Below are 25,774 nucleotides of genomic sequence, written 5' to 3'. Positions count from 1 at the left end.
CAGGTCGCAAGCTGGCAGGGGGCTTCGAGGCATCCCTGATTCGGTTCCCGTCGGACAGTCCGGCGTGTTTGGTTCGCATCGGACAACCATAGGAGGCCCCTCGTGCCGAATAGCGCGATGACGAATGGTAGCTCGGTCGAGAATTTCTGTGCCGCAGTTGAGTCCGTGCTCGATGACAGATTTCGTGAGACGGTGGCGGAGGCAGAGCGACAGGGCGTTTTTCCACGAGAAGTTCTTGCCCGGCTCGGCGCTGCCGGGGTCTTCACCGATAAATGGGCGGGAGGGCATCGGTTTCAACTCGCCAAACTCGTCGGGTTGTACGCTGCACTCGGTGCGGAATGCTCGGGCGGCGTCGGCATGGGGGTGAGTCTGCACGATTCAGCGCTCGCAATACTTTACCGATTTGCCAGTTCGGATCATCTCCGCTCGCTCTGCGCCGACGCGACGGCAGGCACTGCGGTGCTCTGCATCGGCGCATCGGAGGAGACGGGCGGCTCGGATCTGCAAGCTGTACGGACGACCGCCATCCGCGACGGTGGCGGATATGTGCTGACCGGGGCGAAATCGTTCGTATCGCTGTCCAGCGTCGCGGACTTCGCGTTGGTGCTCGCGCAATGTGTAGAGAATGGAAGCGACCATCGCCCGGGGAACCTCGGCTTATTCGCACTGCCCCTGACGTCGGCGTCGGTGGGTAAACCATATGACAAGTTGGGGGCGAACTCATTGGACACGGCCCCGATCGAGTTCGATACGTGGTTGCCCGCTGAGGCACTTTTGGGTCGTCCTGGCATCGGATTGGCCGCGATAACATGGGGATTGACACACGAGCGTCTGTCGATCGCGGCTCAAGTTTCGGGCGCATGCGACCGAGTTCTCGGCCTCACTGTCGCGCGGATGATGCGACGTGAACAGTTCGGCAAACCCTTGTTCGGCCACCAGGCACTGCGCCTGCGGGTGGCAGAACTGCACGCCAAGGTCGCCATGCTGCGACTGGCATTGCAGGGGATGGCGGCATCGGAGCAGATCGACGTACGCACGGCTGCCGGCCTGAAAGTCACCGCTGCGCGGCTGGGTCAAGAAGTTGTCGGGGAATGCCTCCACATCTTCGGTGGCGCCGGATATCTGACGGCGGAAACTCCGCTTGCCCGATGGTGGCAGGACATGCGATTGTCCCGGATAGGCAGCGGCACCGACGAAGTGCTATGGGAAGTAGTCGCCGCGGGAATGAAGCCGGATTTCAATGAATACGATGCGCTGTTCGGCGAGCCTGAGCCAAGGAAGGAGTAGCTACCCATGGAGGTTGTCGAATACGACCAGTGGGTTGGAGCATAGGAACGCCAGCACCGGGGCCAAACTTCTCCCCTCTCGTCGAGGATGCGGATCGTCGTCGAAACGGCAACGATGACCTGGTCGATCGAATAGGGGTCCCCGGCACCGAACGATCGGCTGGTGCGGCATTGGCGCCGGCGCCATTGCGAATCGGGTATCGGTGGACGTTTCGCCGAAGCAGCGGGTGAAGATCTGTTGCAGGTGAGCGGTGTGATCATCGTTGCCGTAGGAGGGTTGGTGGGTGCTGTTGGCCAACAATCGCGGTGAGTATCTCGGGGGGCAAGCGAGTTCGCCACGGCGCTCAGCGAAGACCTTCTCCGCGTGCGCTCGCCCGCGAAGTTGGTCCTCGAGCCCGACGATTTCGGCGTGAGTGAACACGCACCCAACCTCGCCCCAGGTGCCGGCGCGGATTTCCGGGGTGAACACCCATACGCGGCTCGGGTCGCGGAGGTAAGCGCCCAGTTCGGCGTCGAGCACCAGCTCCGTGATCGCGGCGACGATGATTTGCCGTTGCTCGGTGTTGTACTGCCTTTGGGGCACCGGGGCGGCGATGCGATACGGGAGCGTCAGATGGTGTCCCGCCGACATACACCGCCTCGGGCCGGTTGAGAAAGGCCCAGGTGGTGGAGCAGATCGCTGGGTTGGTGAGGTCGCCGCCTTATCCGCTCTGGTGGTCGGCTGCCTCGCCCACCGTTATCCGGCCGGCGGCGCTCCGTGCGGCGACCTCGAAACGATCCTGGCGCGCTCGGAGCGCCGGGCAACCGTGAACCCGCGCAGCACACTCGAATTGGGTCTGATTCTCAGCTGGTCGAGCGACGGCGATGGGCTCAACGGACACGCGCGTCGATCAAGCCTTGTATATCGATCTTCGTCATCGCGTGCAGCGCGGTCAGGATTCGTTCAGCTGTGTCCGGTTCGGCGCCGCTCAACAGATTGCTCAGCGCCGTCGGAATGACTTGCCAGCTCACCCCGAAGCGGTCGGTCAGTGAACCACCTGGCCCCTCCTGTCCGCCACTGGTGAGTCCTGCCCACACGGTCTCCACCTCGTCCTGCGTGTCGCAGTCGACATACAGTGGGTGCGCTCGACACCGTTGCGCTGATCGAGAACGGCGGTGGGCAGGCGGTCGCGCTCCCGCTGGACGTCAGCCGCACCGAGACGTTCCCCGTATTCCGATTCCGGGACGACGTCGCCCAAGTGTTGAAGGACAAGTGGCAGCAGGAGACATTCGACATCCTGATCAACAACGCGGGCATCGGTGCGGCGATGCCGTTCGAGGACACCCCCGAGGAGATGTTCGATCGGTTGATGCGGATACACCTCAAAGGTCCGTACTTTCTCACCCAGACCTTGCTGCCCTTGCTGGCCGACGGCGGCGCGATCGTCAATATCACCAGCGGCGCAGCGCTGCCGACCAGTGTGGAGCCGGGCTATTCGGTCTACGGGTCGATGAAGGGTGGACTGCTCGTGCTGACCCGCCATATGGCCAAGGAACTGGCGAAGCGGGGCATTCGAGCGAACTCGGTCGCACCGGGAGCCACACGGACACGGCTGTCCGACAACGCCTTCGACCGATTCCCCGAAGTCATCCCGCCGCTCGTGGCCAACACTGCCCTCGGCCGGCTCGGCGAGCCCGCGGATGTAGCACTGGCGATCGCGGCGTTGGTGTCCGAGGAAGGCCGGCGGATCACCGCACAGGACATCGAGGTCTCCGGCGGTTTCGGTCTCTGATGCCGTCGATGGCGATCTGCTCGTACCAGGCCGCGGTGAGCGCGTCGCGCTATTGGGATGCTGATCGCGAATGACGATCCGCCCCGTAGCCGATTCACATGGCCCAGGGGTGTATTGCGAACCTCCGACATGTCGGCATCGGCGCGCACACGGCAAGCATGACGGATTCGGTGGAATGTGACCTGCGGAAATTCTGTGCGGCACACCGTGTCTCGTGAACGATCTCGGGCTCGAGAACTTTGCCGGACGCCGCCGCCAGTTTCCGGATTGCATGATCGACTCTGCACGAGCACTCAGCCGAACCAGACGACCAGGCGAACGTTTTCATCCCCATGCTCGGCAGCGAGATCCCGCATCGCCGTCCACAGTCGGGCCCAGCGTTCGTCGTCCGGAGGAGCGAACATCCGCGCAGTCACGACCACGGGCCGGTACACCGCGCCGTCCAGACACACCTCACCACCCGGCGGCCACTCCGATGGTGCGAGGAGCCGATCCCCGCCGAAGAGCTCGGTCGCCGCCTCGATCAGATCGCCCGAAGCCGCCCATGCAATGTCGGACAAGACAAGTTCGCCCTTCTTGTCTGACCGCCACTCGCCTGCATAGTAAAAGGCGGGCCCGTCGGCCAGCGGCGCATCCCAGTCGATCGCAGCGACTTCAGCCCACGTTGCGTACGTATGGTTGTGCTGGTAGTCGTTGTCGGGGTCAGTGCAACACTCCCGCACCGAATCCGATACGTCGTTCGGCAACCCTCTGTTGGCGAAGATCGGACGCAACTCCTCAATGCCACGGACGTCGAAAAGACAGCCCCACGCGTTGTAGTCCCGCCCGAGCTGCACGTCGAGCAGGTCGACCTCTATCGTCCAATACCCGTCGGCCGAACGGCTCTCGATGACACCGTCAATGTCTGTTCCCATCGAGAGAATGCTCTCAGCAGGCCAACGGCGGGGATATGCAGCCGAACGGTCGGCATCGAGACCTGACGGGTCAGCCGAGCGTGTCGAGGTGGGCCAGCGTGTCGGCCCAGGCGCTGCTCGACGGATCGATCAGCACGAAGTGGTCGCCCGGCACGGCGTGCAGTTCGGCGGTCGCACCGGCCTTGGTCATGGCGTCGACGTAGGCCTGCGACTGCGAGATCGGCACGTTGGTGTCGGCCGTCGCGTGGATGCACCAGACCGGGATGTCGAGCGGCACCTGGCGGATCGAGTCGAGCGGATCGTCGGCGTCGGTCGGCGGGTGACCGAGGAAGTTCTCGACGGCGCCGCCGCCGAGCTGGTCGACGTACGCCTGGCGCAGGTCGAGCACCCCGGCCTGCGAGACGACGTGGCTCACCTTCACCCGGTCCGGCTGCCAGGAGTCGAAGCGCCCCCGCGACGCCGCCCACGTAGCGAGGTGCCCGCCCGCCGAGTGCCCGAGCGTCACCACGGTCGAGGTTGTGTCGAGGCCGAGGTCGGCGATCTTGTCGATGCCGGCAGCGATGTCGTCGAACGTCGCCGGGTTGCCACCTCCGTTGCCCACGCGGCGGTACTCGAGATTCCATGCCGCCCAGCCCTGCTCGGACAGCGATGCCGCGAGCGGCGAGCCCAGCGTGTGGTCGTACTGCGAGCGCCAGAAGCCTCCATGGATGACGACCACGACCCCGCGCGGGGTGCCGCTGGGCAGGTAGAGCTCGCCGAACTGGCTCGGATCGCTGCCGTAGGGCGTCCGTCTCTCGCCGGCGCGGTCGGGCTGTCGTGTAGGAGTGGCCACGTTGTTACCTCCACAAAAAGCGGGTCGCCAGGTCGAGCGCACCGCAGTGCGGGCAGGCTCAGCAGCGACCGTATGTCCATCGGCCCCATCCTCCACTGGGCGGCGATTCACCCGCCACCGGTGTTCGCCGCGGCCCGACCCACGGATGTCGCGACGATGTTGCTCGACCTTCTTCCATAGCGAACGACAAGGGGATCCGGGTCAGGTGCCCGTGGTGCTGGCAGCGCGGCGGGGAGAGCGGCAAATGTGCGCGTTGAGGCCCGACTCAGTGCATATCGAGCGCGAGGATCTGCTCGAGGAACGCGCGGGTTGCCGTGGACGCGCTGGCGGACACGGCGATGCCCAAGCGCCGCACGGTCTTCGGGACGAGCGGCCGAATCACCACGCCGTCGGGCAGGCCGGGCAGGCCGGCACTTGGAAGGATGCTGACGCCGAGTCCCGCCCTGACGATCTCGAGCACCGCAGACATGTCGCGGGCTTCGAAATCGACGTCGAAGTCGACGCCGACCCGGCGTGCGACCGGGGTGAACACCTCGGCGCAGCCACCGGTGGAGCGGATGAACGGCTCTCGCGCCAACTCCGCGTAGCTCACATCTTTGCGGCCGGCCAGCCGGTTGGTCGAAGGCATCACCGCGACCATGTCCTGCTCTCCGAGCACCGCGGTGTCGAGTCCCTTGATGGGCAGGCTGACCACACCGGCCTCGGCGGCACCCCGATCCAACCAGTCCCTGACCTCCTCCTCGCTGCCCTCGAACAGTCGGATCGTGACGGCCGGATAGCGCTCGGAGAAGGTCCGCAGTTGCGGAGCGACGAGAGTTCCCGTAACGCTCGGCAGGCTCGCCAAGGTCAGTGTCCCCGTGAGCTCACCCTTCAGTGCCGTGACTTTCGCGCTCATCGACGTCAGGTGCCGCACCGCCTCCCGCGCATGGCCCAGCGCCAGAGCGCCCGCTCCAGTCAGTGAGACGCCGGCGCGGCTGCGGACGAGCAGCGGCAAGCCGAACTCTTTCTCGAGCGTGGCGACGGCGCGGCTGACCGCAGGTTGTGACAGACCGAGGCGTCGGCTCGCCGCGGTGAAACTGCCCTCGTCGACGACGGTCACGAAAGACTTCAACTGCAACAGGGTCGACATAGGCCCTCCGGATATGCGTTCGACTGCATACCTATATATCAAGTGCGTTATGCGATTTAGTCCCCTCCAAATTGTTGAGTGTGATGGCAAACCATTCAACGAGAGGGTCATCATGTCGCCACGACGAATATTGATCACAGGGGCATCGAGAGGCATCGGGCGTGCCGTCGCTGACCGACTGGCCGCGGCAGGAAGTCTGCCGGTGGGGCTCGCGCGAACCACGCCAGCGGACTTCCCGGGCGAGTTCTACGCGGTGGACCTGGCCGACCGGGCGGCCACCGCTGAAGTGTTGGAGCGGATCGTCGCCGCCAAGCCGATCGACGCGGTAGTCAACAACGCCGGCTACGCACGGTTCGCCCGGATCGGATCGATCGAACTGGACCAGCTGTTCGACACCTACGACCTCAACGTGCGCACCGCGGTGCAGGTCGTCCAGGCCGCACTGCCCGGAATGCTCGCCGCGGGCTGGGGCCGGATCGTCAACGTCACCAGCTTGACCACGCTCGGCACCCCAGAACGTACGCCGTATGCGGCGGCCAAGGCGGCATTGGAAGCCTGCACCCGGATCTGGGCCAACGAGTTGGCGTCGACCGGCATCACGGTGAACGCGGTCGCGCCCGGGCCCACCGAGACCGAGATGTACCGCGAGCGCAGCCCGATCGGGTCTGAGCGGGAAGCGCGCCTTCTGGCGAGGATTCCGCTGAATCGCGTCGGAACGCCGCGGGAGATCGCACACGCGATCTGCGCGCTGCTCGACGAGGACGCCGGCTATATCACCGGCCAGATCATCCGGGCCGACGGCGGCGGAAGCATCCCCGCATAGATGGGGCGATCCTTACTGGCACGCCCTGCTGCCGACGCTCGCCGCGGTCGGCGAAATGTTCCCCGATCGGCGGGCCACCGTCACGTCGGGGTATGACCGCGACGGGTGGCTGCTCAACCGGGGCCACCGTTGACCCCGCCGCACGGAGGGTGACGATGTCGCTGACGTGGGCGACCTGGATCGCTCTTCGCTCAGGCACTGATCGACGGGCGATCACCGCGTCGGGTCGCAGGTCAGTCGTGCGGGCAGAGCAGTCGACAGTAATCAGTCGTGCCGTTGTGCACTCGCGCCCTTACTCCTGCGTGCTGGACCCAGCAGCGCGATGAGCTCCCGGGTGGTGCCTACGGCGCGGCGCCGTGACGGCATGAAGCGCACGAACAGCGACGCCCGCAGCACCCAGGCCAGCCGGCCGGTGAACTGGATGCCGTACAGATGCAGCACACCCTTGCCCACGCCGAGGCTGCCGGCGCGGCCGAGCCCGAGGTAGCTGAAACGCAGTGGCCGCCGGCCGCGCAGGTCGCGAGCGACGTTACGTCCGATGAAGCTGCCGTGCTTGATCGCCCACAGGGCGTTGGGCGGGCACGTGTCACCGGTGACCAAATGCGGCACCGCGGCGGCGTCGCCGCCGGCCCACACTCCGGCCTGCCCTGGCACGCGCAGCTGGCCGTCGGTGCGAATGCGTCCGTCAGCGTCACGTTCGAGTTGTTCCGTTCCCGGAATCCGCACCGGGCGCTGCCCGAGCGCGGCGATGACGAGATCGGCCGCGAGCACGGTGCCGTCGGCGAGAACCACCTTGTGCTGGATCACCTTGTCGACGCGCGTGCCGGTCCGGATGTCCACGCCGTACTCGACCAGGCGGTCGTGGGCATAGCGCGCAAGGCGGCGGAACCGAGGTCGCAACTCCGGCAGCAGCTCGGCGCCGGAGTGGACCAGCACGATGCGGGGAGAAGGCCGGACGCCGGCGCGAACGAACCACTCGGCGACGGCGGCGCACATCTCCACACCGGCCAGGCCGCCACCGACGACTACGACCGTGCTCGCGGCCGCGTCCGGGTCCTCGGCGAGGGCCTGAAGCCGTTGGTGCAGCTTCGCCAGGTCGACGGGCTTTTTGGGCGACAGCGCGTTCTCGCCGAGCCCTGGCACCATGTCGCCATCGGCCGAACCCGGGCCGAGAACGAGGTGGTCGTAGTGCAGGACCGTCGTGCGATCCGTCCCGGCACCGGTCACTGCGTCACTCGCCCGCACGGTCACCGTGCGGCCGGGTAGATCGACCATCGTGACGACGCCGTCGATCACCTCGGCGTCGGGCCAGACGTCGGTGAAGAAGGTGCGCTGGTTCGCCAGGTCGAGGACACCGGTGAGCAATTCCCCCGTCCAGCCGTGGAAATGGTGCGCGCCGCCGGGGGCGATGATCGAGATCCGGACGCTGCCACCGGCCATCGCACGGCGTACCCGCCAACGCAGCGCACGGTAGGCCAGCAGACTGGTGTACCCGCCGCCGACCAGGACGATCCGGGTCACCCCCGGGGAGGAGCCGTCGGCCGGCGCGCCCCGAGGTTCGGGTTCGCGGTTCGTGCGGGACGCGGACTCTGCCGTGCCGCTGCGGCTCGATGCGGCGTACCAGGCGCAGAGATCGCCGAGCGTCGCGTCGTCGACGCCCTCGGGAGGCGCGCAACCCATGATCGCGTCGGTGTTGGCACGTACGAAGCGCCGGTCGCCGCGCAGGTACGTCGCGTAGAAGCTGAGCCGCTGGTCGAGCTCCCGCTCCGGATCCCGCAGCTGCGCTGGGTCACTCACGAACGTCGGGTCGGGCAGGTCGACCGCCCGGCACCACGCGGTGAGCAGCGCGCCGACGCCGACCGGACGCCCGCCCGTGAGGTGGTACACCGACTGGTCCGTTCCGCGCAGCCCGCAGCCGACCGCCTCGCGGGCGACCCGGTCGATCGGCACCACGTCCAGTGTGTCGTCAGGGTCGAGGGCGATCCGGACCGGGCCGCTGGGCCGTTCGTCGGTCGCGTACGACCCGAGGTGGTAACCCAAACCGTAGATGCCGGTCAGGCTGCCGCTGACGGCCGACGTCACGCTGTGCCCGACCACCACACTGGGCCGCAGGATCGTGACCCGCAACCCGGCGGGCGCCTGTGTCAGCACCAGTTTCTCGGCGCGAACCTTGGTCTCCTCGTACACGTTGTTCGATGTGCCGGCGTGGACCGGGTGCTCGAGCAGGCGGCCGTCGGCAACCCCCACAACGTAGGCGGTACTGAGGTAGTGGAACGCGCTCGCGCCGACGGCCCCCGCGAACCGCAGCATCCGTTCGGTTCCGTCGACATTGGTACGTTCCGCGATCTCCCGGTCCCGTTCGCGGTAGCGGAGGGAGGCGCCGCAATGCCAGATCTGGTCCACCTGCCCGGCAAGCGTGGTCGCGAGGTCGTCGAGTGCGCCGTCGAGGTCGCCGGGGACGGCTCGGCAGCGGCGGGCGATGTCGGCGCCGAGCGACTCGTCGAATCTGTACGCGACGGCGGCCTCCATGAGGGCCTCGTGGAGGCGCTCGTCGCTGTGCTCGGTGTCCGACGAATCCGTCGGTCGGACAAGACACATGACGTCGGCGTCTGTACGAGCGAGCAGTTCGAGGATGAGTGCGCGACCAACGAAGCCCGTGCCACCGGTCACCAGGTGGCTCCGCGGCCCAGCCATGAACGCTCCTTCAGTTGGTAGTCTCTTGACAAGATCAAGAAATATGATCACCTAAGCGCAATTCCTATGGCACCGGGGTACTGGCGGCGGACGGTGACAAGGCCTAGCTCGGCGACGATGTGGGACGGCCTCTTTGGGGGCGAGAAGTCGCGCCACTCAGGTACCGGGTGAAGTCCGCTCCATCAACTCCTTGAGGTTCGCCAACACTGCCGTCTGAGCCGAGACGACCCCCGTATGAACCGTTTTCATGAGCACGCGGGCTGCAGTGACGTCGATCCGCTCCCGCACCATCACACCCGTACCCTCGGGCTCGCACCACAGTGTCGTGCGCAGGCGGATGCCCGGTGGGACACGAGTGTCGTATTCGATCACGCCATCGACGTCGAGTGACACCCGGCTACGGTAGGTGAATGTGATCGGCAACGGACCGAACATCATTCGGTCGCGTACCAGAAAATGTTCCACCGAGGCGCCGTCGGTCGTCGTCTCCTTCAGGATGCTTGTGGCCGAGACCGCCAGCGGGTCGAGTGCGAGCATATCGGTCATCAGCCGAATGAGTCTTTCGCGCACCGTCTTCGCTGGAGCCGCGATCGACACGGCTTGATGGAAAGTCTTATGAGCCACGGACAGACCGCCGTTTTCCGGAGATGTCCACGCTCTGCTCTTCTCGAAGACTTCGCTTACTCATCTTCATGATCCTCAGGCTATTTTCTAACGACGGGCGACGGCGAAGGCCGGTGACCAGCACCCAGCACTTCCCTGCATTGGGAATCTTTAGCAGATGAGCCCAGCGAGCGTAGTGTCGCACGTCTCGACGGTCGCCGCGTCGAGATGTCGAATTCCGTTCACGAGAACGGCTTCACCAGGAAGTCCGTATGTCACGAAGTCTCCCGTTGTCGCCGTTGAGCGCCCGTCGATTCGATGCCGGTGCCGAATACCGTTCGCGCGAAGAAGGATCCAAATGAAGCCAATTCGAGTGGCATCCGCAGCATTGTCCGTCGCGGCCGGATGGGCCGCATGGCGTTCGTGGCGCAGTTACACCACCCCGGCTGACGTCCCGTCGGGCTACCGTCCTGCGCCGCTGGTGCTCGACGGCGCCGACGCCATTCCGCTCGTCGGCTTCGTGACCAGGTTGCGGAAGGTTGTCACCGACCCGGTGGGTTTGGTGTACAACTCGGCCCACAACCACGGCGCGGTCTTCACGATCCGCATCCCGTCCCGGTTCGACCTCACCTATCTGCTCGATCGAGCGGCATACGACAAGGTGATATCGCTGCCTGCCGAACACGCTGCCATGGGACCGGTTTTCGGGAACGTTCCGACCATTGGATTCTGGTTTCCTCGGCGCCAGAACGACCACGAGTCCCTGCAGGAACTCGTACTCACCGGAAAACGGATCATGGCGGGTTTCCTCTCACCGGAAAAGGTCGGTGGGCTGCCACCGCTGACCAAGTCTGTCGTGAACGAGCACCTCGCACGCTGGCCGCGAACGGTGGACCTCGCGCGCGCGATGTATCCCGCGATCTACGAGATATCCGGCCGATTCTTCGCCGGCGACGAATTCTGGGACCGTTACGGATACGAGATCACACCCGCGCTGCGCGCAATCGCCGACGGGATCGACATTCCTCGCGCAACGCTGGCGGTGACACCGTGGCGGTACGCGATGCCGGAGTATCGGGGGACTCGCCGTCTCGCGGGCATTCTCGCCGACGCGGCGCGAAATATGCCGGAAACGCCTCTGTTCCAGGCTATCCGGGCGGCGAATGTCCACGACGACGACGTGGCCTGGATGGCGATGTACGTGTTATGGAACGCCGTGACGTATCCGGGCAGTTACGGTGTGTGGACGTTGGTCGACATCGTGCGCGACCGCGGTATCTATGACACCGTTATGGACGCTCCGGATCGGCTGACCTACCTCGGCTGGTGCCTGTGGGAGACGATCCGCCTGAATCCGATCTCGTCGCTGGTCCGCGCTCTGCAGGCGCCGCTGACCTACGACAGCGGCGAGCAGCGGTACCACCTTCCCGCAGGGACGGTAGTCGGTGTTTGCCCCGCCATGCTCAACCGCGATCCTGCGGTCTGGAAGCAACCTGAAACCTATGTGCCGGAACGGTTCCAACAAATCGCAAACCCCCGTAGAGCACTCTTCGGCGCCGGAGCTTTTGGATGCGTCGCAGGTGAATTTTCCAGGTCGCTCATCGCCGGGGTGTGTGACGAGATTCTGAGCAATGTGTCACTGCAGTTGACCGACCCGGTGCCACAACGACGATGCCGGGTCCATCTCACCTATCCCGCCCAACCCATCCTGGCCACCCTGCATCCGATGGGAGCGACGGACCGATCGCTTGATCACATCGCCTAGCAACACACTGTCTAGTTCCTGTACCGGGCCGGCGGCGAACGCCGGTAGCGGAGCTTGCGCAGCGGGTGCGCACCGCCTCCTGCGAGGCCCTGCTGCCGGCGAATCCCTCGATCCTTCTGCCGATGGGGCAGGTCCACGCATGAAGGTCATCATCTTCGACGCGACCGGCGTGATTATCGCGCCGTGTATGCGGTTACGAGGCCGTTGATCCCGCTGTTGAAGCGGCTGGTGCCGAACGCGTCAACGATAATCGCGAGACCGGTCGCGCCATGGTCGACGGCGCGGCCTCCGGATCGGAGCACTCGCATGCTCACGCCCTAGAGATCACCGCGCGCACTGCGTCCTAGCGCGGAGTGTCGGCCACACGACAACCTGGTCGACTTGGTTAGCTGGCGACAGCGGTTGGTTTGACATGAGCCGACTGCTCACGCCAACCCGACGCTTCTCGCGCTGCCTACAGCGTGGAATCGCAGCAGCGTCGTCGCCCGTCGAGCAACCGAAGCCCGCGTTCGCCGCCGCGGAATGGCGGCGCCGAGATCGCCGACCCACTCGCTGACAAGTCGGCCAGGGGCCGGAACGAGCAACCGCACAGTGTCGGCGCGTGAATGACGCTAGCACCCCACCGTGCGATGTTCAGTTTAGCTGAACAACAATCTTTGGTGTCTACTGGCAAGGGTTGAGCTAAAAGATGCTACTGGACAGCAGTCACCGTGATCGCTACGCTCCGATCTGAACAAACCTGACCGAACGAACGGTTGGGCAAGCCGATACGCCTGCGCCGGCGTCCGATCAGCGCGCCAGCGCCGCACCTGTCAGCCGACGATCCATGCGCCGAGTCGACCTCTTTGTGTCGGACTCGACTTCAGCAGGCGTGTGTGGCGACTGGACCGCACGACCGGCTGATGTGCGCCACCCGGGCGACACTGGCGCAGTCCCGAAACCTTCGGCCAAAGGAGAGGCAATGTTTGAGATATCCGAGCGTTCGGCGCGCTACCGCGACGAACTGCTCGAATTCATGACCGACTCGGTCTATCCGGCCGAGTTGGAATACGAGCGTGAGATCGCTGAGTCGGGCGACCCGCATCATCAGCCGCAGGTCCTCGAACAGCTCAAAGCCGAGGCTCGCAGCCGCGGGCTGTGGAATCTGTTCCACCCCGATCCGAGGTGGGGTCCAGGGCTGAGCAATCTGGAGTACGCGCCGCTCGCGGAAATCATGGGTCGCAGCGCGATCGCGTCGGAGGCCTGCAACTGCAATGCCCCGGACACCGGCAACATCGAGGTGCTGAGCCGCTTCGGAACGGCGGAGCATCACGAGCGCTACCTCCAACCGTTGCTGGACGGAACGATGGCCTCGGGTTTCGCCATGACCGAGCCCGGCGTGGCGAGTTCGGACGCCACCAACATCGAACTCGACATCCGGCGCATCGGCGATCACTACATCCTCAACGGGCGGAAATGGTTCACCACCAACGCCTTGCACAAAAACTTCGGGGTGTTGATCGTGATGGGCAAGACCGATAGGTCTGCACCCACCCACCGGCAGCAGTCGATGCTCGTCATACCCGCTGACGCGCCGGGCATCACAATCATTCGCAACCTGCCCATCTTCGGCTACCACGATCGCGAAGGTCACGGGGAACTTCTGTTCGAAGACGTCCAGGTCCCAATTGCCGACCTGCTCGGCGAGGAAGGTGACGGATTCGCCATTGGCCAGGCCCGACTGGGGCCCGGTCGGATTCACCATTGCATGCGGGCGCTGGGTGCAGCCGAACGTGCGCTGGAACTGATGTGCCAGCGCGCCCAGTCTCGGACGACCTTCGGACTGCCGCTGGCTGAGCGCAGCAATATCCAGGATTGGATTGCCGAGTCCCGCATAGACATCGAGATGGCGCGGATGCTGACACTCAATGCGGCGCACCTGATGGACACCGTCGGGAACAAACAGGCCCAGACCGCGATCGCGGCGATCAAGGTGGCAGTACCAGCGGTTGCGCTGAAGGTCGTCGATCGCGCGATCCAGGTCCACGGAGGCGCGGGACTCACCGGCGACTTACCGTTGGCCCGCATGTACGCCCACCTGCGGACGTTGCGGCTCGCCGACGGGCCGGACGAGGTGCATAAGCGCGCGATCGCGCGCATCGAACTGCGGAAGCACTCCGCGTCGCAGAATACTGTCCGGGCAGAGCCTATTCCCGCGACCGCAGTGGGTAGACAATGACCAGCCAGCAGTTCACCGGCAAGGTCGCGATCGTAACCGGAGCGTCCCGCGGGATCGGCCTGGCGGCCGCACGAGCATTGGCCGCGGGCGGCGCCAATGTCGTCGCCACCGCGCGGACACTCGAGTCCGCCACAGCCGCGGCCGATGAAATCGGCAGTAGCGCAATCGGTTTCGCGGCTCATGCGGCAGACGAGAGCAGTGCCCGCGAGTGCATCGACTTCGCCGGGCGACGGTTCGGCCGGATCGACATTCTCGTCAACAATGCCGGCACCAATCCGGCATTCGGACCGATCCTCGACCAAGAGCATACGCGCTTCGCCAAACTGTTCGACACCAATCTTTGGGCACCGATCCTGTGGACGCAACTGGCCGCTGCGGCATGGATGCGCGAGCACGGCGGTGTTGTCATCAATACCGCATCGATCAACGGCATGTCGGTCAGCGCCGATTTGGGTCTGTACAACGTGTCCAAGGCCGCGTTGATTCATCTGACCAAGCAACTGGCGTTGGAGTTGGCCCCGCGAATCCGTGTCAACGCCGTCGCGCCCGGCGTGGTTCGCACAAAACTGGCCGAAGCGCTATGGAAGGACCATGAGGCAGAAGTCGCGGCATCGACCCCACTGGGGCGTATCGGTGAGCCTGAGGACATCGGTTCGGCCATCGCCTTTCTGGCTTCTGACGCGGCGTCGTGGATCACAGGTGAAACCTTGGTGATCGACGGCGGTCAACTGCTCGTCTACGCCGCCGAGCCCCGGACGAAGGCAGACCGTTGAGCACTGACGCCACGACGAAACCAGCGGTCGACACACACGCGGTCAGTAGTTGGTTCGACACGCTCGGCCTCACGCGGACCGGCTCGCTGCGATTCGACCGCATCGGGCTCGGTCAGTCGAATCTCACCTACCTGGTTCGCGACGACGCCGGGCATCAGTGGGTTCTGCGGAGGCCGCCGGTCGGACACACCCTGGATTCGGCGCACGACGTTGTTCGCGAAGCGCGGATTCTGCGAGCGTTGAACTCCACCGATGTGCCGGCTCCGCGGGTTCTCGGTGTCGCAGACGTCGGCATCGCAGGTGACTCCCCCATCGTCCTGATGGAATTCGTCGACGGGCACGTCATCGACGGCGAAGTAGCGCTGGAGTCGCTGACGCCACCACTGCGTCGGACCACAGCGCTATCCATGGTGGAAGCGCTCGCCCAGATCCATGCGGTGGACCTGGAACGGGCCGGATTGGCCGACATCGCCAGTCACAGCCCCTACGCTCAGCGGCAATTGAAACGATGGACACGGCAGTGGTACGCCACCTGGAGCGGGGACAACCGCGATTTCGACGAGTTGACCGCACGCCTTACCGCGGCAATTCCGGCGAAGCAGGAGATCTGCCTGGTACATGGCGATTTCCACCTGCGCAACGTCATCACTTCGCCGACAACCGGTACCGTGCGCGCCGTGCTGGACTGGGAGCTGTGCACCTTGGGCGACCCCTTGGCGGACATGGGTTCGACCCTGGCATATTGGCCCAGGCCGGGTGAAATCGCATTCGGTCACGGTCTGCCCGCGTTGGCGGGTATGCCCAGCCACGACGAAATGGCACAGGCATATCTGAGCGCGACCGGTCGAAACGGAGCGGCTCTGAGCTTCTGGTATGTGCTCGGATTGTGGAAGATCGCGGTTATCTACGCGGGCATCATGCGCCGCACACTCGATAACCCCGGCAACCGCTCGGGCATACAATCACCCGACGAAGCCGCTGTCCTGTCGCTGCTCAACTCGGCCGCCGACGCCGCGAAAGAGGTGGGGTTGTAGCGGAATGCCCGCCGGTTGCTCGGCATGCGACCCTCGAGTCGACGTCGGCGGGCGCTTCCACTGGATGGTGATCAAAGCGTGTACTCGGCGGGACGGGCGCAGTGCACCCAATGCGGTGAGCGGTGGGCGGCGACCGAGCGGCGCTAATTAGATTGCAGCACAACGGCATTGGTCCGACTCGGATGCGGACGCGGCGGGCTGCCATGTCCGCGCAGGACGTCGATGGCGAACTGGGCGTATTCGACCGCGATGCGCTGTTGGGAAACAAGGCCATCGGCGCGGAACCATTGTGGCAATGAGGTGCACATGGTCGAGATGGCGCGGGTGGCTTCGTGTGGGTAGGGAGTGGTGAACTCACCTGCGCGGATGCCCGCGGCGACCTGGTTGTCGAGCATGTGCTGGATGTCCATCCGGCGGGCGGCGATGCGCGTACGGTCGGGGTCGTCGAGGCTGCGCATTTCGCTGGCGCCGATGAACGCCAACTCGGGGCGGTGGGTGTGGAACAGTGCGAGGGCTTCGACCATGTTGGCGAATCGTTCGATCACATCGGCGCCGTCGTCGCGGGCGGCTGGGATGCGCCAGTGCAGTTCGGTCATCGCGAGGTCAAGGATGGCGACGAGCAGATCTCGTTTGCTCGGATAGTGGTGGTAGACGCCCGCGACGCTCATGCCGGCGTTTGCCGCGATACTCCGCATCGTCGCGCCGTGGTAGCCGGTTTCCATAAATGTCGATATCGCCGCCTCGAGGGCGGGATCGAGCGATAGTGGCGCGAAGGTCCGCCAGGTTTGTCGACCTTCGCTCGCGTCGGCGCGGTCGCCTATGCGGCTGTCGACGACCGATGAGGGGCTTGCGGTGAGGATGTCGACGGTGGATACACCCAGTTCGGCGGCGATGCGATCGAGCCGGTCCACGGTGAGGGGTGTCTTGCCGTTCTCGATGGCGCTCAGGGTTCCAGCGCTGACGTCGATCCGGCGTGCTAGCTCACGCAACGACACCCCGGCGGCGGCGCGAACCCGCCGCACGAGGTGACCCGCGCCGAGGGTAGCTTCGTCCCGCTCAGGGTGTTCAGTCATGCTGAACATGCTAGATCGATAGGGCAGGGAGTGCTAAGCGATCCCGCCACATTGCTCGACACTACGTGGCAGTCGTCGTGATCTTGATGACCATATGAAAGTAACCTGGATCGAACGTACGGTCTGTTCAGTCGCGTATGCAACGGACCATCTGCCAGTTCGGGCGTGCGGTGATCTGCCCGACGAATGGAATTACCGTCGCTTACCCCATGCTATGGACATCCCCATGCCGACATCGGTGAAATCTGGATCGCGCAACTGCGCGTCAGCCGCATCGAGAATCTGTCGGTCCACAAGTCCACTGCCGATGAGGTGGGCAGACATTTGATCAAAGGTGCCGGCCCAGAAGCGGGCTTGTGGGCCGGCACCGACAAGAGGTGGCACATCGACCCGGACGCCCACATCGACGAGTCCGCACTCGTGTAGCTGGTACGGATAGTGGTCGCCCCAGCCTGGATCGGCGGACAGGGTGCTGACCAGGCCTTCCCACAGCGCTCGATAGGCAACCCGGAAGGGTTGATGGCCGGTAACGGGCAAATACATCCGGCGCGGATCTGCCACGACCAGAACTCCGCCCGGCCGCAGCCAGGACGCCAACCGCTTCAGTACATCACGTCGCTGGGGCAGGAACATCAGCACGAACCGGCAGTGGATCAGGTCGAACGGTTCGTCGGGTTGCCATCGGTCCGCTGTCAGATCGGTGCGGACCACTTGAACATCGAGGTTGTCCAGGAAATGGGTGTCGCGGTCCACCGCGACGACCTCGGTGGTCCTGGGATTATCGGCAAGCCAGCGCGTAATAGTGCCGGGACCCGCGCCGACGTCCAGGCATCTTCCCTGGCACAGATCGCCTAGCACGGCCCGTGTACCCGCGTCGAACGCTTCGGCGAGCGATGAGACTCGTTCCCACTCGCCAACCCGGCCGGACTTGAACAGTTCGTGCCCGTACAACGCACGGCCCACCCGGCTGTCACGATCATCGGACATGACGGGATTCTAGAGGGGCCGCTGTCCGAAGGTCTCGCGCGACATGTTTCCGAACAGGCCGAAATGCTGGGTGCACTGCGCGGATTCAGCCGGCACCGAAGTGGTTGAGCCCAAGACTGTCGCTTGCCGCGCATCTCTTTCGGTCGCCGGAAAGGCGATCGAACCTGACTGCCGGTGGTGGCAGTGCAATAGGAGGGCCGACTCCCGCGCCGCCGCCCGTCTCGCGGTAGGCGACGCGTGGGCCAGCGCCGCCACGAACGAGTTGCGCACCTCGGGCCGTGAGAGCGCGCTGGCGTCGGCGGCGGGCATGTTCTCGATCGGCGTCCGCGAGAGCCGCTCCGGGTCCCTGCGCCTGTGGTGTCGCGACATGATCAGGTGGCCCGACGAAGTCCGTGCATCGCTACGCAACGACGCCCTGCCCAAAATTGCGAACCAGGTTCCGCATTCCGGTACGCTGCGGGCCATGGAGCCGGACATCGACCCGAAGAACATCGTCGGGTCCATCATCAAGGGGTCGCGCCTACTCGACCTCTACTCGACCGACCGGCGCGAGCTGTCGCTGGGCGACTTCACGCGTGAGACCGGGTACAACAAGACGACGACCTACCGGCTGCTGCAGACCCTGGTGGCCGTCGGCTGGCTGGTTCGGTCGGCGAACGGAGGGTACCGCCTGGGCACCCGGCTCCTGGTCCTGGGCGCGATCGCACGAGCTGATCTGGACCTGCGCAACGAGGCCCTGCCATTCATGCAGCGACTGGCGGACGAATTCGGTGATACCGCGTTCCTGATGGTCCCTGGCCAGCACGGAGCGGTGACGATCGAGACGAGCGTAGGTAGCAACCCGGTGCAGGTGCACGGCCTCGCGGTTGGTGCCGTGATCCCGTACCACGTCGCGGCCGGGCCGGTCGTGCTGGCGGCGTTCTCGCCGGAGATCGAGGCGGTTGCCCTGGCAGGTGAACGTCGACAGTTCACGCCCCGCAGCACTACCGCGAAGGCCGCACTGCGGGCCAAACTTGCCGAGGTCCGCGAGCAGGGCTACGCGATCAGCATGGAGGACTACATCGAGGACGTGTGTGCCGTCGCGGCCCCCGTGCTCGGCCCCGACGGCCATGCGGTGGCGTCGCTGAGCGTCGGCGGCCCGACCAACCGCTTCACCGACGACCTCTGCGAGCGGACCGTGGCGCGGGTAATCGAGTTCGCCGCCGAGCTGTCCACCCGAATGAACTCCTGACCGTCGACTGCTCTGCACCCCTCCCGGTGTGCGCGACGAGGGGTCGGCCGCATGCGCCGACACCTTCCGTGTCGGGCTATCTCGCGCCCACCGCACCTCTCGATCGGGGCTATCTCGCGCCCGCCCGGCATGATTCCCCGCTCGCGCTGGCACCTTCCAAGCGGGACTATGTCGCGCCCGCCTGGCAACATTCCAGCGTCTGCACTCTCGATTACCAGGCATTTGCCGCCAAACTGTTGACGCACATCACACTGCCGGTTTAGCGTCACCGTATTCCGAACCACGGTTCGGAAAGCGGAACAGACCACATCGTGGTCACCAGGGGTCTCGACTGACTGGGCGACGCTTCGGCGCCCCATCGGATCGAGCCGCCCAGCCCAACGGCGAGCTAGGAGGCTCCGTGCGCGCGACGCAGTCAACCACCCAGACAAGACGAGGCATGCGCAGGTCGTGGCGCATCGCCGTGGCCGTGATCGCGGCGACAGCGCTCGCCGCGACCGGCTGCGCGAAGGACAGCGGCGGCACCGGCAGCGCAACGATCAAGCTCGGAATGGTTGTGGCCGAGACCGGCCCCATCGCCGGCGCCGGCAAGACGTTCGCGAACGGTGCGCGCATTGCCGCCGATCAGATCAACAACGGTGACCTGATCGGCGGCGGCAAGAAGATCGAACTCGTCGCGAAGGAAGGATCCGAGGACCCGGCGAAGTCCGCCAGTGTCGTGGCCCAGCTCGTGGCCGACCAGGATGTCGTCGGCATCGCCTGCTGCATTCTCAGCACGGTCGCCGGGGCCGCGAAGCCGATCGTCGACAAGGCGAAGGTCCCGCTGGTTCTTTGGGGCGCCACCGATGTGGACCTCGCCGCCCCGCCGTACGTGTTCCGCACGGTGACCATGCCCCAGCCTGCCAACGAGAAGCTCGCGCAAACCGTCGCCGAGCAGAAGAAGCTTGCGACGGTCGCCTACGGCGTGATGACCGACAACTCGGGGATCGTGTCGCAGGCCGAGGCCTTCAAGAAGGGGATGACATCGGCTGGAGTCCAGAACCTCGGTCAGGTCGACACGCTCTCGACGCAGACCAACTTCACCAGCGCGGCAACCGACCTGATCCAGAAGAACGCGGACGCGATCGTCGTGGCGGGTACCCAGTCGAATGCTGTCGGGCTCATCGCGGCCTTGCACGACAAGGGCTACCCGGGTCAGATCGTCAGTGGCGAGACGATCAGCGGCACCGGCGTGTACAAGTCCCAGCCGCAGGCCCTCGGCAACGTTCCGTTCCCGGTCTACTTCCTCGCCAAAGAGGCCACCGGCGCCGGCCAGGCCTTCGCTGCGGACTACAAGGCGAAGTACGGCGACGACCCGGATGACTTCGCGGCGCAGGGCTTCAACGCGATCTACACCCTGGCAATGGGCCTGAAAGCAGCCGGACACGACACCACCCGCGCGGGCCTCTCGAAGGCCCTCGACACGATGACCGAACTCGACACGATCTACGGGAAGGTCACCTTCGACCACGGTCAGCTCAACGCCTCCTCGAGCGTGCAGATCGTCCATTACACGGCGCCGGACGGCGCCATCGCCCGCTGGACCCCTAGCAACTGACGATCGACCCGAGCGCCGCGGGGTCGCCCGATGCGGGGAGACCCCGCGGCTGCTGACCGGGCCATGTACCGAGAGGACCCACCATGCTGTTTCTCGAACAGCTGACAAACGGCATCTGTACCGGGTCGATCTACGCCCTGTTCGCCGTCGGGTTCGGGATCGTCTTCTCGACGATGCAGATCCTGAACCTGGCCCAGGGTGTCTACGCGACGTACGGCGCGATGATCACCTACTTCGCCATCGCCGACGCGGGCCTGCCGTACTGGCTGGCCGTGATCGTGGGCGTCCTGGCGGCAGGCCTCGTCGCCGTCTTCGTCGACCAGATCGCGTTCGAGCCCCTGCGCCGCCGGGGCGTGCAGCTCCTCGGCGCCGTCATCGCCAGCATCGGCATGTGGATCGGGCTCCGCGAGATCCTCAGCATCGCCACCGACGCCACCCCGGTCGGATTTCCCCCGTCGTCGGTCCCGCGCGGGCAGATCAGCATCGGCCCGATCGACATCCTGACAACCCAGCTCCTCGCGGTGGTCCTCGCCGCGGTGGTGATCACGGCCGTCTACTACCTGCTGCATCGCACGAACGTCGGCTCGGCGATCCGGGCGGTCGGCTACGAGAAGCGCTCCGCGCAGATCGCCGGGATCAACCCCCGGACCATGATCATCGGAGCGGCGATGCTCTCCGGTTCCGTCACCGGACTGGCGGGGATCATGCTGGCGGGCGGGCAGAGCTTCAACTTCAATTTGGGCGACGGCCTATTGCTGCAGGGCTTCGCCGCCGTCGTGATCGGTGGCATGGGTGACGTGCGGGGCAGTGCGTTGGGCGGATTGCTCATCGGCGTGGTCCAGACGCTGTCGGCGTCATACATCTCGGCGTCCTATCAGGACGCGATCACCTTCGGCCTCGTGCTCGTCGTGCTGCTCGCTCGTCCCACGGGCCTGCTCGGCACGGCCAATTTTCAAAGGGCGTGACGTCATGAATCCCACCCTGGTCCTCCTGCAGAGCGCGACCATGTTCGCGATGGCGGGCGCTGTGCTGGCGCTCAGCACGTACGTGACGTTGTGGACGGGGCTGCTCAGCTTCGGCACCGTCACCTTCGCCGCTATCGGCGCGTTCGGTTCCGTCTGGTTGATGACCGAGACCGGCCTCGGTCTCTGGCTCGCCATCTTGGTCAGCGCCGCAGGCGCCGGAATCTTCGGCCTGCTGGTCGGGCGCGTGTTCCTCAAACTCTCGAGCCACTGGCTCGCCCTGGCCACCGTGGCCCTGGTGCTGATCACCCGCGTGTTCGTGGTCAATCTCGGCGAGCACACCGGTGGATCGGGCGGTGAGGTCGTGCCCTACACGATGTCGATGCCGCAGATGGCGGCGCTGCTCGTCATCGTCTGCGCGCTCTTGTTCGCACTGCGTCGCTCGAAGTTCGGCGTCGCTGCCGACACCACGCGCGAAGACCCGGACGTGGCCAAGGCGCTCGGCATTCCCGTCGCCCGCATCAAGATCATCGCGTTCGGGCTCAGCGGCGCGATCGGCGCTGTGGGCGGCGCCATGCAGGCATCCCAGCTGTCCTACATCGGACCGGACACCTTCTACGTCGACCTATCGGTGACCGTCATCGCCTGCGTCGTGCTCGGCGGGGCCTACCACTGGTTCGGATCGGTGATCGGCGCGGTGGTGTTCACCGGCCTCCCGGTCTACATCAGTCAATACATCACCGCCGGCCAGTCGATCATCAACGGTGTCCTGCTGCTCGCGATCATTCTCTTCCTGCCCGGGGGCCTGATCGACCCGCTGCGCTGGCGGCGACGGCGGGAAAAGCGCCGCGCCCGGTCCCACCCACGAGTGGCGCCGCGCGACACCGACGACCGGCATCAACTGGAGAATGCGGGAGCGACCGAGTGACCGGCGGCCTGATCACCGAGAAGAAGAGCCTGTCCACCTCCGGAGTGGCGCTCAGCCTGGACTCGATCTCCAAGAGCTTCGGCGGCCTGCACGTGCTGTCGTCGGTGAGCTTCGACGTACCGGCCGCCACCATCTTCGGTGTCGCGGGCCCGAACGGCGCGGGCAAGACAACGCTGCTCAACCTGCTCACCGGCTTCGGCTCATTCAGCGGCGGCCGGATGACCATCGGCGGGGTCGATGCGACGGGTCGAGACGCCCGGGCCATCAGCGCCCTCGGCGTCGCGCGCACCTTCCAGAACATCCGGCTCTTCCGCGGGCTGTCCGTGCGCGAACAGGTGGAGGCCGGGACCTACCGGCACCGCAAGGCCTCACTCCTGTCGAGTCTGATCTCGCTGCCCGCCGACCGGCGCGACCGCGTCGACACCCGGGCGACGGCCGAGGAGATGCTGGCGTTCGTCGGGCTCTCCGACAGTGCCGACCGGCTTGCCGAGACGATGTCGTACGGCGACCAGCGCCGCATCGAGATCGCCCGCGCCCTCGCCATGCGTCCCTCGCTGCTCCTGCTGGACGAGCCCACCGCCGGGATGAACGACGCCGACTGGCTGCCGATCGCGAACTTGCTCGACCGGCTCCGCTCCGAGGGGATCACGATCGTCGTCGTCGAGCACAACATGCGTCTGCTCGAGCGTAGTTGCGACCGCGTGGCCGTCATCGCCGCTGGTGAGGTCATCGCCGAGGACGAGCCCGTCACCTGTCTGCGCCGCCCTGAGGTCCGGCGCGCTTATTTCGGAAAATAGGAGTCCTCGATGCCTCCCATCCTGACCGTCGACGATCTCGACGTCCGCTACGGAACAATCCCCGCCTTGTCCGGCCTGTCCCTCTCGGTGGAGCAAGGCTCGCTGACCGCGCTTCTCGGCGCGAACGGCGCAGGCAAGTCCACGACGCTCAACACGGTCGCCGGCCTGCTCCAGCCGACGCGGGGGAAGGTGACGTTCGCCGGGCGCGACATCACCGGCCGGCACGCCTACCGCATCACCCGGCATGGCCTCGCGCTCGTGCCCGAGGGCCGGCTCGTCGTCGCCCCGCTGACCGTCCTGGAGAACCTCCAGCTCAGCTCGTTCGCCCGTGGTCGGAGGCGCTCGGCCTCGCTCGACGAGGTGTGGGAGCTGTTCCCCCGTCTGGCCGAACGCAAGAACCAGCACGCCGGACTGATGAGCGGCGGCGAGCAGCAGATGCTGGCGATCGCCCGCGCCTGGATGACCAAGCCGACGATGATCCTGCTCGACGAGCCGTCGATGGGCCTGTCCCCCGCACTGGTGGATATCGTCTTCGAGGCGATCGCACAGATCCACGCCGCCGGCGCCACGGTGCTGCTGGTCGAGCAGAACGCGGCCAAAGCGCTTCCGATCTGCGACCACGCCTACCTCATCCACCGCGGCGACATCATCGCCTCCGGCTCCCCCGCCGAACTCGACAAGAACCCGGACCTCGTGGCCCGACACCTCGGGCTCGACCCGGAGATCGCGGTGCCCGAGATCGACCGCGCTCTGCTGGCGGCTGAGGAGCGCGCATGAGTGCCCTGCACTATGTCACCACCGAGCACGGGCAGGTCAGGCTGCACATCGGTGGGGCTGGACCCACGCTGGTCGCTTTGGCCGGTCCGACGCGTGCTGCCGCGGCGCTGCTGGACGACCTGCTCGCGACGGCACCCGGCCGCCGGGTGATCGTCCTCGATCCACCCGGCGTGGGTGGTTCGGCCCGGGTCCGCATGAAGTCCGTGGACGACTGCGCCGCTGCTGTCGCGGAGAGCCTCGCCTTTCTCGGTGACGAGCCCGTGGATCTCGTCGCGTTCGAGCTCTCCGCGGCACTGGTCCCCCAGGTGGTGCGGCGGCTGCGGACGTCGACGACTGTGCTGGTCGGCGTCGACGCCGCACTCGGCTGGGTCGAGCACGCGGTGACGCCGCCGTCCCCAATGGCCCGTAACGACGGGACGCACCTCAACGCGTTCTGGTCCTTTTTGCGCGACCGTCGGTTGGTGCGGGCCGACGATCCGACGCTGCCGATCGCGTTCGGCACGCCGCTGCCGGAGGTCGGCGATCTCAGCGAGACGTTCGTCGCGGCCATCACCTGCCCGGCGGCGTTCGTCCGATATTGGCAGCTCGCAGCGTCGGCGCTGCCCGGCGCGCTACAGTCGCTGCCCGACGCAACCAGGCTCACAACCCTCGGCGAACTTCGCGGCGTGTTCGCACCGCCCACGCGAGCGGCCGGAGCCGAGCCGCCGCCCACCGCGGCCGCTCCCGGCACCGAGATCTGGCATCAGTACCTCGACACGGTGTACGGCGTCGCCCATCTGCGTCGCGCCGGCTCAGCTGGTCGGCCGGTACTGGTGCTGCCCACCGGTGGCGGCTCGTCCGCCCAATTCGCTCCCGTGCTGCGCGGTCTGGCCGAGGATCGCACTGCGGTCGCGGTCGACTACTTCGGCAACGGACTGTCGCAGGCGCGCGACCGCGTCCCGGACATCGCTGTGCTCGCCCGCGAGGCCTTCGCAGTCGCCGACGCACTCGGGTGGGACACCTTCGATGTCTGGGGCTCGCACACCGGGGCCTGTGTCGCGCTCGAGATGACGATCATGGCTCCCGAACGGATCGGCAAGGGAGTTTACGAGGCGCCGGTCATGGTGACTCCGGAATTCCGCGACGACCTGCTGGCGAACTACTTTCCGGATTTCGTCCCGGATCCGTTCGGCCTGCACCTGCAGCTGGTCTGGAACTGGCGACGGGACATGTTCTTCTATTGGCCGTGGTACCGCGTCGAGCATGCGTCGACGCGTGCGATCGGCATCCCGGCCGCGGCCGAACTCCAGCTCTACGCCGTAGGGATTCTCGAGAGCGGGACGACCTACGATCTCGCCTACCGCGCCGGATTCGGTTACGACACCCGCTCGCGGCTGCCGCATCTGCGCCGGCCCGCGATCCTCACCGCGGGACCACACGACATGCTCGCGAACGCGCTGGACGACGCGGCGGCCCTCGTGCCGGGCGACCTGCTGAAGATCGTCCCCACCCCGGAGACGGTGTGGTGGCCGGACCCGGACCCGGTCGCGGCCGACGCGACGATGCGCATCTACCGCGACTTCCTCGGATGACCACGGAG

23 protein-coding genes are annotated in these 25,774 nt (G+C 66.0%); 14 read left to right on the top strand and 9 right to left on the bottom strand.

The annotated features are described in order from the left end of the window. Nucleotides 1-117 precede the first annotated feature (117 nt). On the top strand, nt 118-1,287 hold the full coding sequence (locus AB0C34_RS14835; protein ID WP_357071875.1) for an acyl-CoA dehydrogenase family protein: 1,170 nt from the start codon (nt 118-120) through the stop codon (nt 1,285-1,287). Here AB0C34_RS14835 and AB0C34_RS14830 read toward each other — a convergent pair whose 3' ends face one another. Together AB0C34_RS14830 and AB0C34_RS14825 are read right to left on the bottom strand one after the other, a co-directional pair. Continuing rightward, nucleotides 1,288-1,917, bottom strand: coding sequence for a hypothetical protein (locus AB0C34_RS14830; protein ID WP_357071872.1), 630 nt, complete (start codon nt 1,915-1,917; stop codon nt 1,288-1,290). 239 nt (nt 1,918-2,156) lie between these two features. Then, entirely contained in the window at nt 2,157-2,372 is a 216-nt protein-coding gene (locus tag AB0C34_RS14825; protein ID WP_357071869.1) for a hypothetical protein, read from the bottom strand. Between the two features lie 29 nt (nt 2,373-2,401). On the opposite strand from AB0C34_RS14825, the gene AB0C34_RS14820 reads away from it, so the two are divergent. Further along, nucleotides 2,402-3,058, top strand: coding sequence for an SDR family oxidoreductase (locus tag AB0C34_RS14820; protein ID WP_357071867.1), 657 nt, complete (start codon nt 2,402-2,404; stop codon nt 3,056-3,058). Nucleotides 3,059-3,351: 293 nt separating this feature from the next. On the opposite strand, the gene AB0C34_RS14815 is transcribed toward AB0C34_RS14820, so the two are convergent. From AB0C34_RS14815 to AB0C34_RS14805, 3 genes are all read right to left on the bottom strand, one after another. Beyond that, nucleotides 3,352-3,972, bottom strand: coding sequence for a hypothetical protein (locus AB0C34_RS14815; protein WP_357071864.1), 621 nt, complete (start codon nt 3,970-3,972; stop codon nt 3,352-3,354). Between the two features lie 70 nt (nt 3,973-4,042). Further along, nucleotides 4,043-4,804, bottom strand: a complete 762-nt coding sequence (locus tag AB0C34_RS14810; RefSeq protein WP_357071861.1) for an alpha/beta hydrolase — start codon at nt 4,802-4,804, stop codon at nt 4,043-4,045. Nucleotides 4,805-5,069: 265 nt separating this feature from the next. Beyond that, complete coding sequence (locus tag AB0C34_RS14805) at nt 5,070-5,933, bottom strand: LysR family transcriptional regulator (protein ID WP_357071858.1); 864 nt, start codon at nt 5,931-5,933, stop codon at nt 5,070-5,072. Nucleotides 5,934-6,045: 112 nt separating this feature from the next. On the opposite strand from AB0C34_RS14805, the gene AB0C34_RS14800 reads away from it, so the two are divergent. Then, nucleotides 6,046-6,756: an SDR family oxidoreductase gene (locus tag AB0C34_RS14800; protein ID WP_357071855.1), complete on the top strand. Its 711-nt coding sequence runs from the start codon at nt 6,046-6,048 to the stop codon at nt 6,754-6,756. Nucleotides 6,757-7,020: 264 nt separating this feature from the next. Here the strand turns inward: AB0C34_RS14800 and AB0C34_RS14795 are convergent, their stop codons facing one another. Both AB0C34_RS14795 and AB0C34_RS14790 read right to left on the bottom strand, forming a co-directional pair. Then, nucleotides 7,021-9,450 carry an SDR family oxidoreductase gene (locus AB0C34_RS14795; RefSeq protein WP_357071852.1) on the bottom strand — a complete coding sequence of 810 codons (2,430 nt, stop codon included), beginning with the start codon at nt 9,448-9,450 and terminating at the stop codon, nt 7,021-7,023. Nucleotides 9,451-9,606: 156 nt separating this feature from the next. Further along, nucleotides 9,607-10,074, bottom strand: a complete 468-nt coding sequence (locus tag AB0C34_RS14790) for an SRPBCC family protein (protein ID WP_357071849.1) — start codon at nt 10,072-10,074, stop codon at nt 9,607-9,609. Nucleotides 10,075-10,411: 337 nt separating this feature from the next. Here AB0C34_RS14790 and AB0C34_RS14785 point away from each other — a divergent pair, with 337 nt between their 5' ends. The 4 genes from AB0C34_RS14785 to AB0C34_RS14770 all read left to right on the top strand — a co-directional run bounded on the left by AB0C34_RS14785 (nt 10,412) and on the right by AB0C34_RS14770 (nt 15,843). Continuing rightward, on the top strand, nt 10,412-11,818 hold the full coding sequence (locus tag AB0C34_RS14785) for a cytochrome P450 (protein ID WP_357071846.1): 1,407 nt from the start codon (nt 10,412-10,414) through the stop codon (nt 11,816-11,818). Between the two features lie 961 nt (nt 11,819-12,779). After that, nucleotides 12,780-14,036 carry an acyl-CoA dehydrogenase family protein gene (locus AB0C34_RS14780; RefSeq protein WP_357071843.1) on the top strand — a complete coding sequence of 419 codons (1,257 nt, stop codon included), beginning with the start codon at nt 12,780-12,782 and terminating at the stop codon, nt 14,034-14,036. Beyond that, nucleotides 14,033-14,809: an SDR family oxidoreductase gene (locus AB0C34_RS14775; protein ID WP_357071840.1), complete on the top strand. Its 777-nt coding sequence runs from the start codon at nt 14,033-14,035 to the stop codon at nt 14,807-14,809. Before AB0C34_RS14780 ends, AB0C34_RS14775 begins: the two co-directional genes overlap by 4 nt. After that, nucleotides 14,806-15,843 carry a phosphotransferase family protein gene (locus AB0C34_RS14770; protein WP_357071836.1) on the top strand — a complete coding sequence of 346 codons (1,038 nt, stop codon included), beginning with the start codon at nt 14,806-14,808 and terminating at the stop codon, nt 15,841-15,843. Before AB0C34_RS14775 ends, AB0C34_RS14770 begins: the two co-directional genes overlap by 4 nt. A gap of 143 nt (nt 15,844-15,986) precedes the next feature. Here AB0C34_RS14770 and AB0C34_RS14765 read toward each other — a convergent pair whose 3' ends face one another. Beyond that, complete coding sequence (locus tag AB0C34_RS14765; protein ID WP_357071833.1) at nt 15,987-16,916, bottom strand: TetR family transcriptional regulator; 930 nt, start codon at nt 16,914-16,916, stop codon at nt 15,987-15,989. A gap of 192 nt (nt 16,917-17,108) precedes the next feature. Beyond that, nucleotides 17,109-17,903: a methyltransferase domain-containing protein gene (locus tag AB0C34_RS14760; RefSeq protein WP_357071830.1), complete on the bottom strand. Its 795-nt coding sequence runs from the start codon at nt 17,901-17,903 to the stop codon at nt 17,109-17,111. Between the two features lie 367 nt (nt 17,904-18,270). Between AB0C34_RS14760 and AB0C34_RS14755 the strand changes: the two genes are divergently transcribed. From AB0C34_RS14755 to AB0C34_RS14725, 7 genes are all read left to right on the top strand, one after another. Continuing rightward, nucleotides 18,271-19,134: an IclR family transcriptional regulator gene (locus AB0C34_RS14755; protein ID WP_357071827.1), complete on the top strand. Its 864-nt coding sequence runs from the start codon at nt 18,271-18,273 to the stop codon at nt 19,132-19,134. 439 nt (nt 19,135-19,573) lie between these two features. Next, nucleotides 19,574-20,731 carry an ABC transporter substrate-binding protein gene (locus AB0C34_RS14750; RefSeq protein ID WP_357071824.1) on the top strand — a complete coding sequence of 386 codons (1,158 nt, stop codon included), beginning with the start codon at nt 19,574-19,576 and terminating at the stop codon, nt 20,729-20,731. A gap of 83 nt (nt 20,732-20,814) precedes the next feature. Next, a complete protein-coding gene (locus AB0C34_RS14745) occupies nt 20,815-21,696 on the top strand; it encodes a branched-chain amino acid ABC transporter permease (protein ID WP_357071820.1) in 882 nt (293 codons plus the stop codon). Nucleotides 21,697-21,700: 4 nt separating this feature from the next. Beyond that, nucleotides 21,701-22,621: a branched-chain amino acid ABC transporter permease gene (locus tag AB0C34_RS14740; protein ID WP_357071817.1), complete on the top strand. Its 921-nt coding sequence runs from the start codon at nt 21,701-21,703 to the stop codon at nt 22,619-22,621. Continuing rightward, a complete protein-coding gene (locus tag AB0C34_RS14735; protein WP_357071814.1) occupies nt 22,618-23,418 on the top strand; it encodes an ABC transporter ATP-binding protein in 801 nt (266 codons plus the stop codon). Before AB0C34_RS14740 ends, AB0C34_RS14735 begins: the two co-directional genes overlap by 4 nt. 66 nt (nt 23,419-23,484) lie before the next feature. After that, nucleotides 23,485-24,195 carry an ABC transporter ATP-binding protein gene (locus AB0C34_RS14730; RefSeq protein ID WP_357071811.1) on the top strand — a complete coding sequence of 237 codons (711 nt, stop codon included), beginning with the start codon at nt 23,485-23,487 and terminating at the stop codon, nt 24,193-24,195. Then, nucleotides 24,192-25,766, top strand: coding sequence for an alpha/beta fold hydrolase (locus AB0C34_RS14725; RefSeq protein ID WP_357071808.1), 1,575 nt, complete (start codon nt 24,192-24,194; stop codon nt 25,764-25,766). The genes AB0C34_RS14730 and AB0C34_RS14725 overlap by 4 nt, the downstream gene beginning before the upstream one ends. Nucleotides 25,767-25,774: the final 8 nt, after the last annotated feature.

It is taken from the genome of Nocardia sp. NPDC049220, assembly GCF_040647855.1.
In the GTDB taxonomy this organism is placed as follows: Bacteria; Actinomycetota; Actinomycetes; order Mycobacteriales; family Mycobacteriaceae; genus Nocardia.
Note: the sequence above shows the minus strand (reverse complement) of the source record. Positions and strands in the feature narration are given on the sequence as shown.

Coding starts and splice junctions, on each gene's coding strand:
- AB0C34_RS14755 (WP_357071827.1), top strand. CDS start 18,271: ATGATCAGGTGGCCCGACGAAGTCCGTGCATCGCTACGCAACGACGCC.
- AB0C34_RS14785 (WP_357071846.1), top strand. CDS start 10,412: ATGAAGCCAATTCGAGTGGCATCCGCAGCATTGTCCGTCGCGGCCGGA.
- AB0C34_RS14740 (WP_357071817.1), top strand. CDS start 21,701: ATGAATCCCACCCTGGTCCTCCTGCAGAGCGCGACCATGTTCGCGATG.
- AB0C34_RS14760 (WP_357071830.1), bottom strand. CDS start 17,903: ATGTCCGATGATCGTGACAGCCGGGTGGGCCGTGCGTTGTACGGGCAC.
- AB0C34_RS14800 (WP_357071855.1), top strand. CDS start 6,046: ATGTCGCCACGACGAATATTGATCACAGGGGCATCGAGAGGCATCGGG.
- AB0C34_RS14805 (WP_357071858.1), bottom strand. CDS start 5,933: ATGTCGACCCTGTTGCAGTTGAAGTCTTTCGTGACCGTCGTCGACGAG.
- AB0C34_RS14830 (WP_357071872.1), bottom strand. CDS start 1,917: ATGTCGGCGGGACACCATCTGACGCTCCCGTATCGCATCGCCGCCCCG.
- AB0C34_RS14745 (WP_357071820.1), top strand. CDS start 20,815: ATGCTGTTTCTCGAACAGCTGACAAACGGCATCTGTACCGGGTCGATC.
- AB0C34_RS14750 (WP_357071824.1), top strand. CDS start 19,574: ATGCGCAGGTCGTGGCGCATCGCCGTGGCCGTGATCGCGGCGACAGCG.
- AB0C34_RS14780 (WP_357071843.1), top strand. CDS start 12,780: ATGTTTGAGATATCCGAGCGTTCGGCGCGCTACCGCGACGAACTGCTC.
- AB0C34_RS14795 (WP_357071852.1), bottom strand. CDS start 9,450: ATGGCTGGGCCGCGGAGCCACCTGGTGACCGGTGGCACGGGCTTCGTT.
- AB0C34_RS14765 (WP_357071833.1), bottom strand. CDS start 16,916: ATGACTGAACACCCTGAGCGGGACGAAGCTACCCTCGGCGCGGGTCAC.
- AB0C34_RS14725 (WP_357071808.1), top strand. CDS start 24,192: ATGAGTGCCCTGCACTATGTCACCACCGAGCACGGGCAGGTCAGGCTG.
- AB0C34_RS14815 (WP_357071864.1), bottom strand. CDS start 3,972: ATGGGAACAGACATTGACGGTGTCATCGAGAGCCGTTCGGCCGACGGG.
- AB0C34_RS14835 (WP_357071875.1), top strand. CDS start 118: ATGACGAATGGTAGCTCGGTCGAGAATTTCTGTGCCGCAGTTGAGTCC.
- AB0C34_RS14775 (WP_357071840.1), top strand. CDS start 14,033: ATGACCAGCCAGCAGTTCACCGGCAAGGTCGCGATCGTAACCGGAGCG.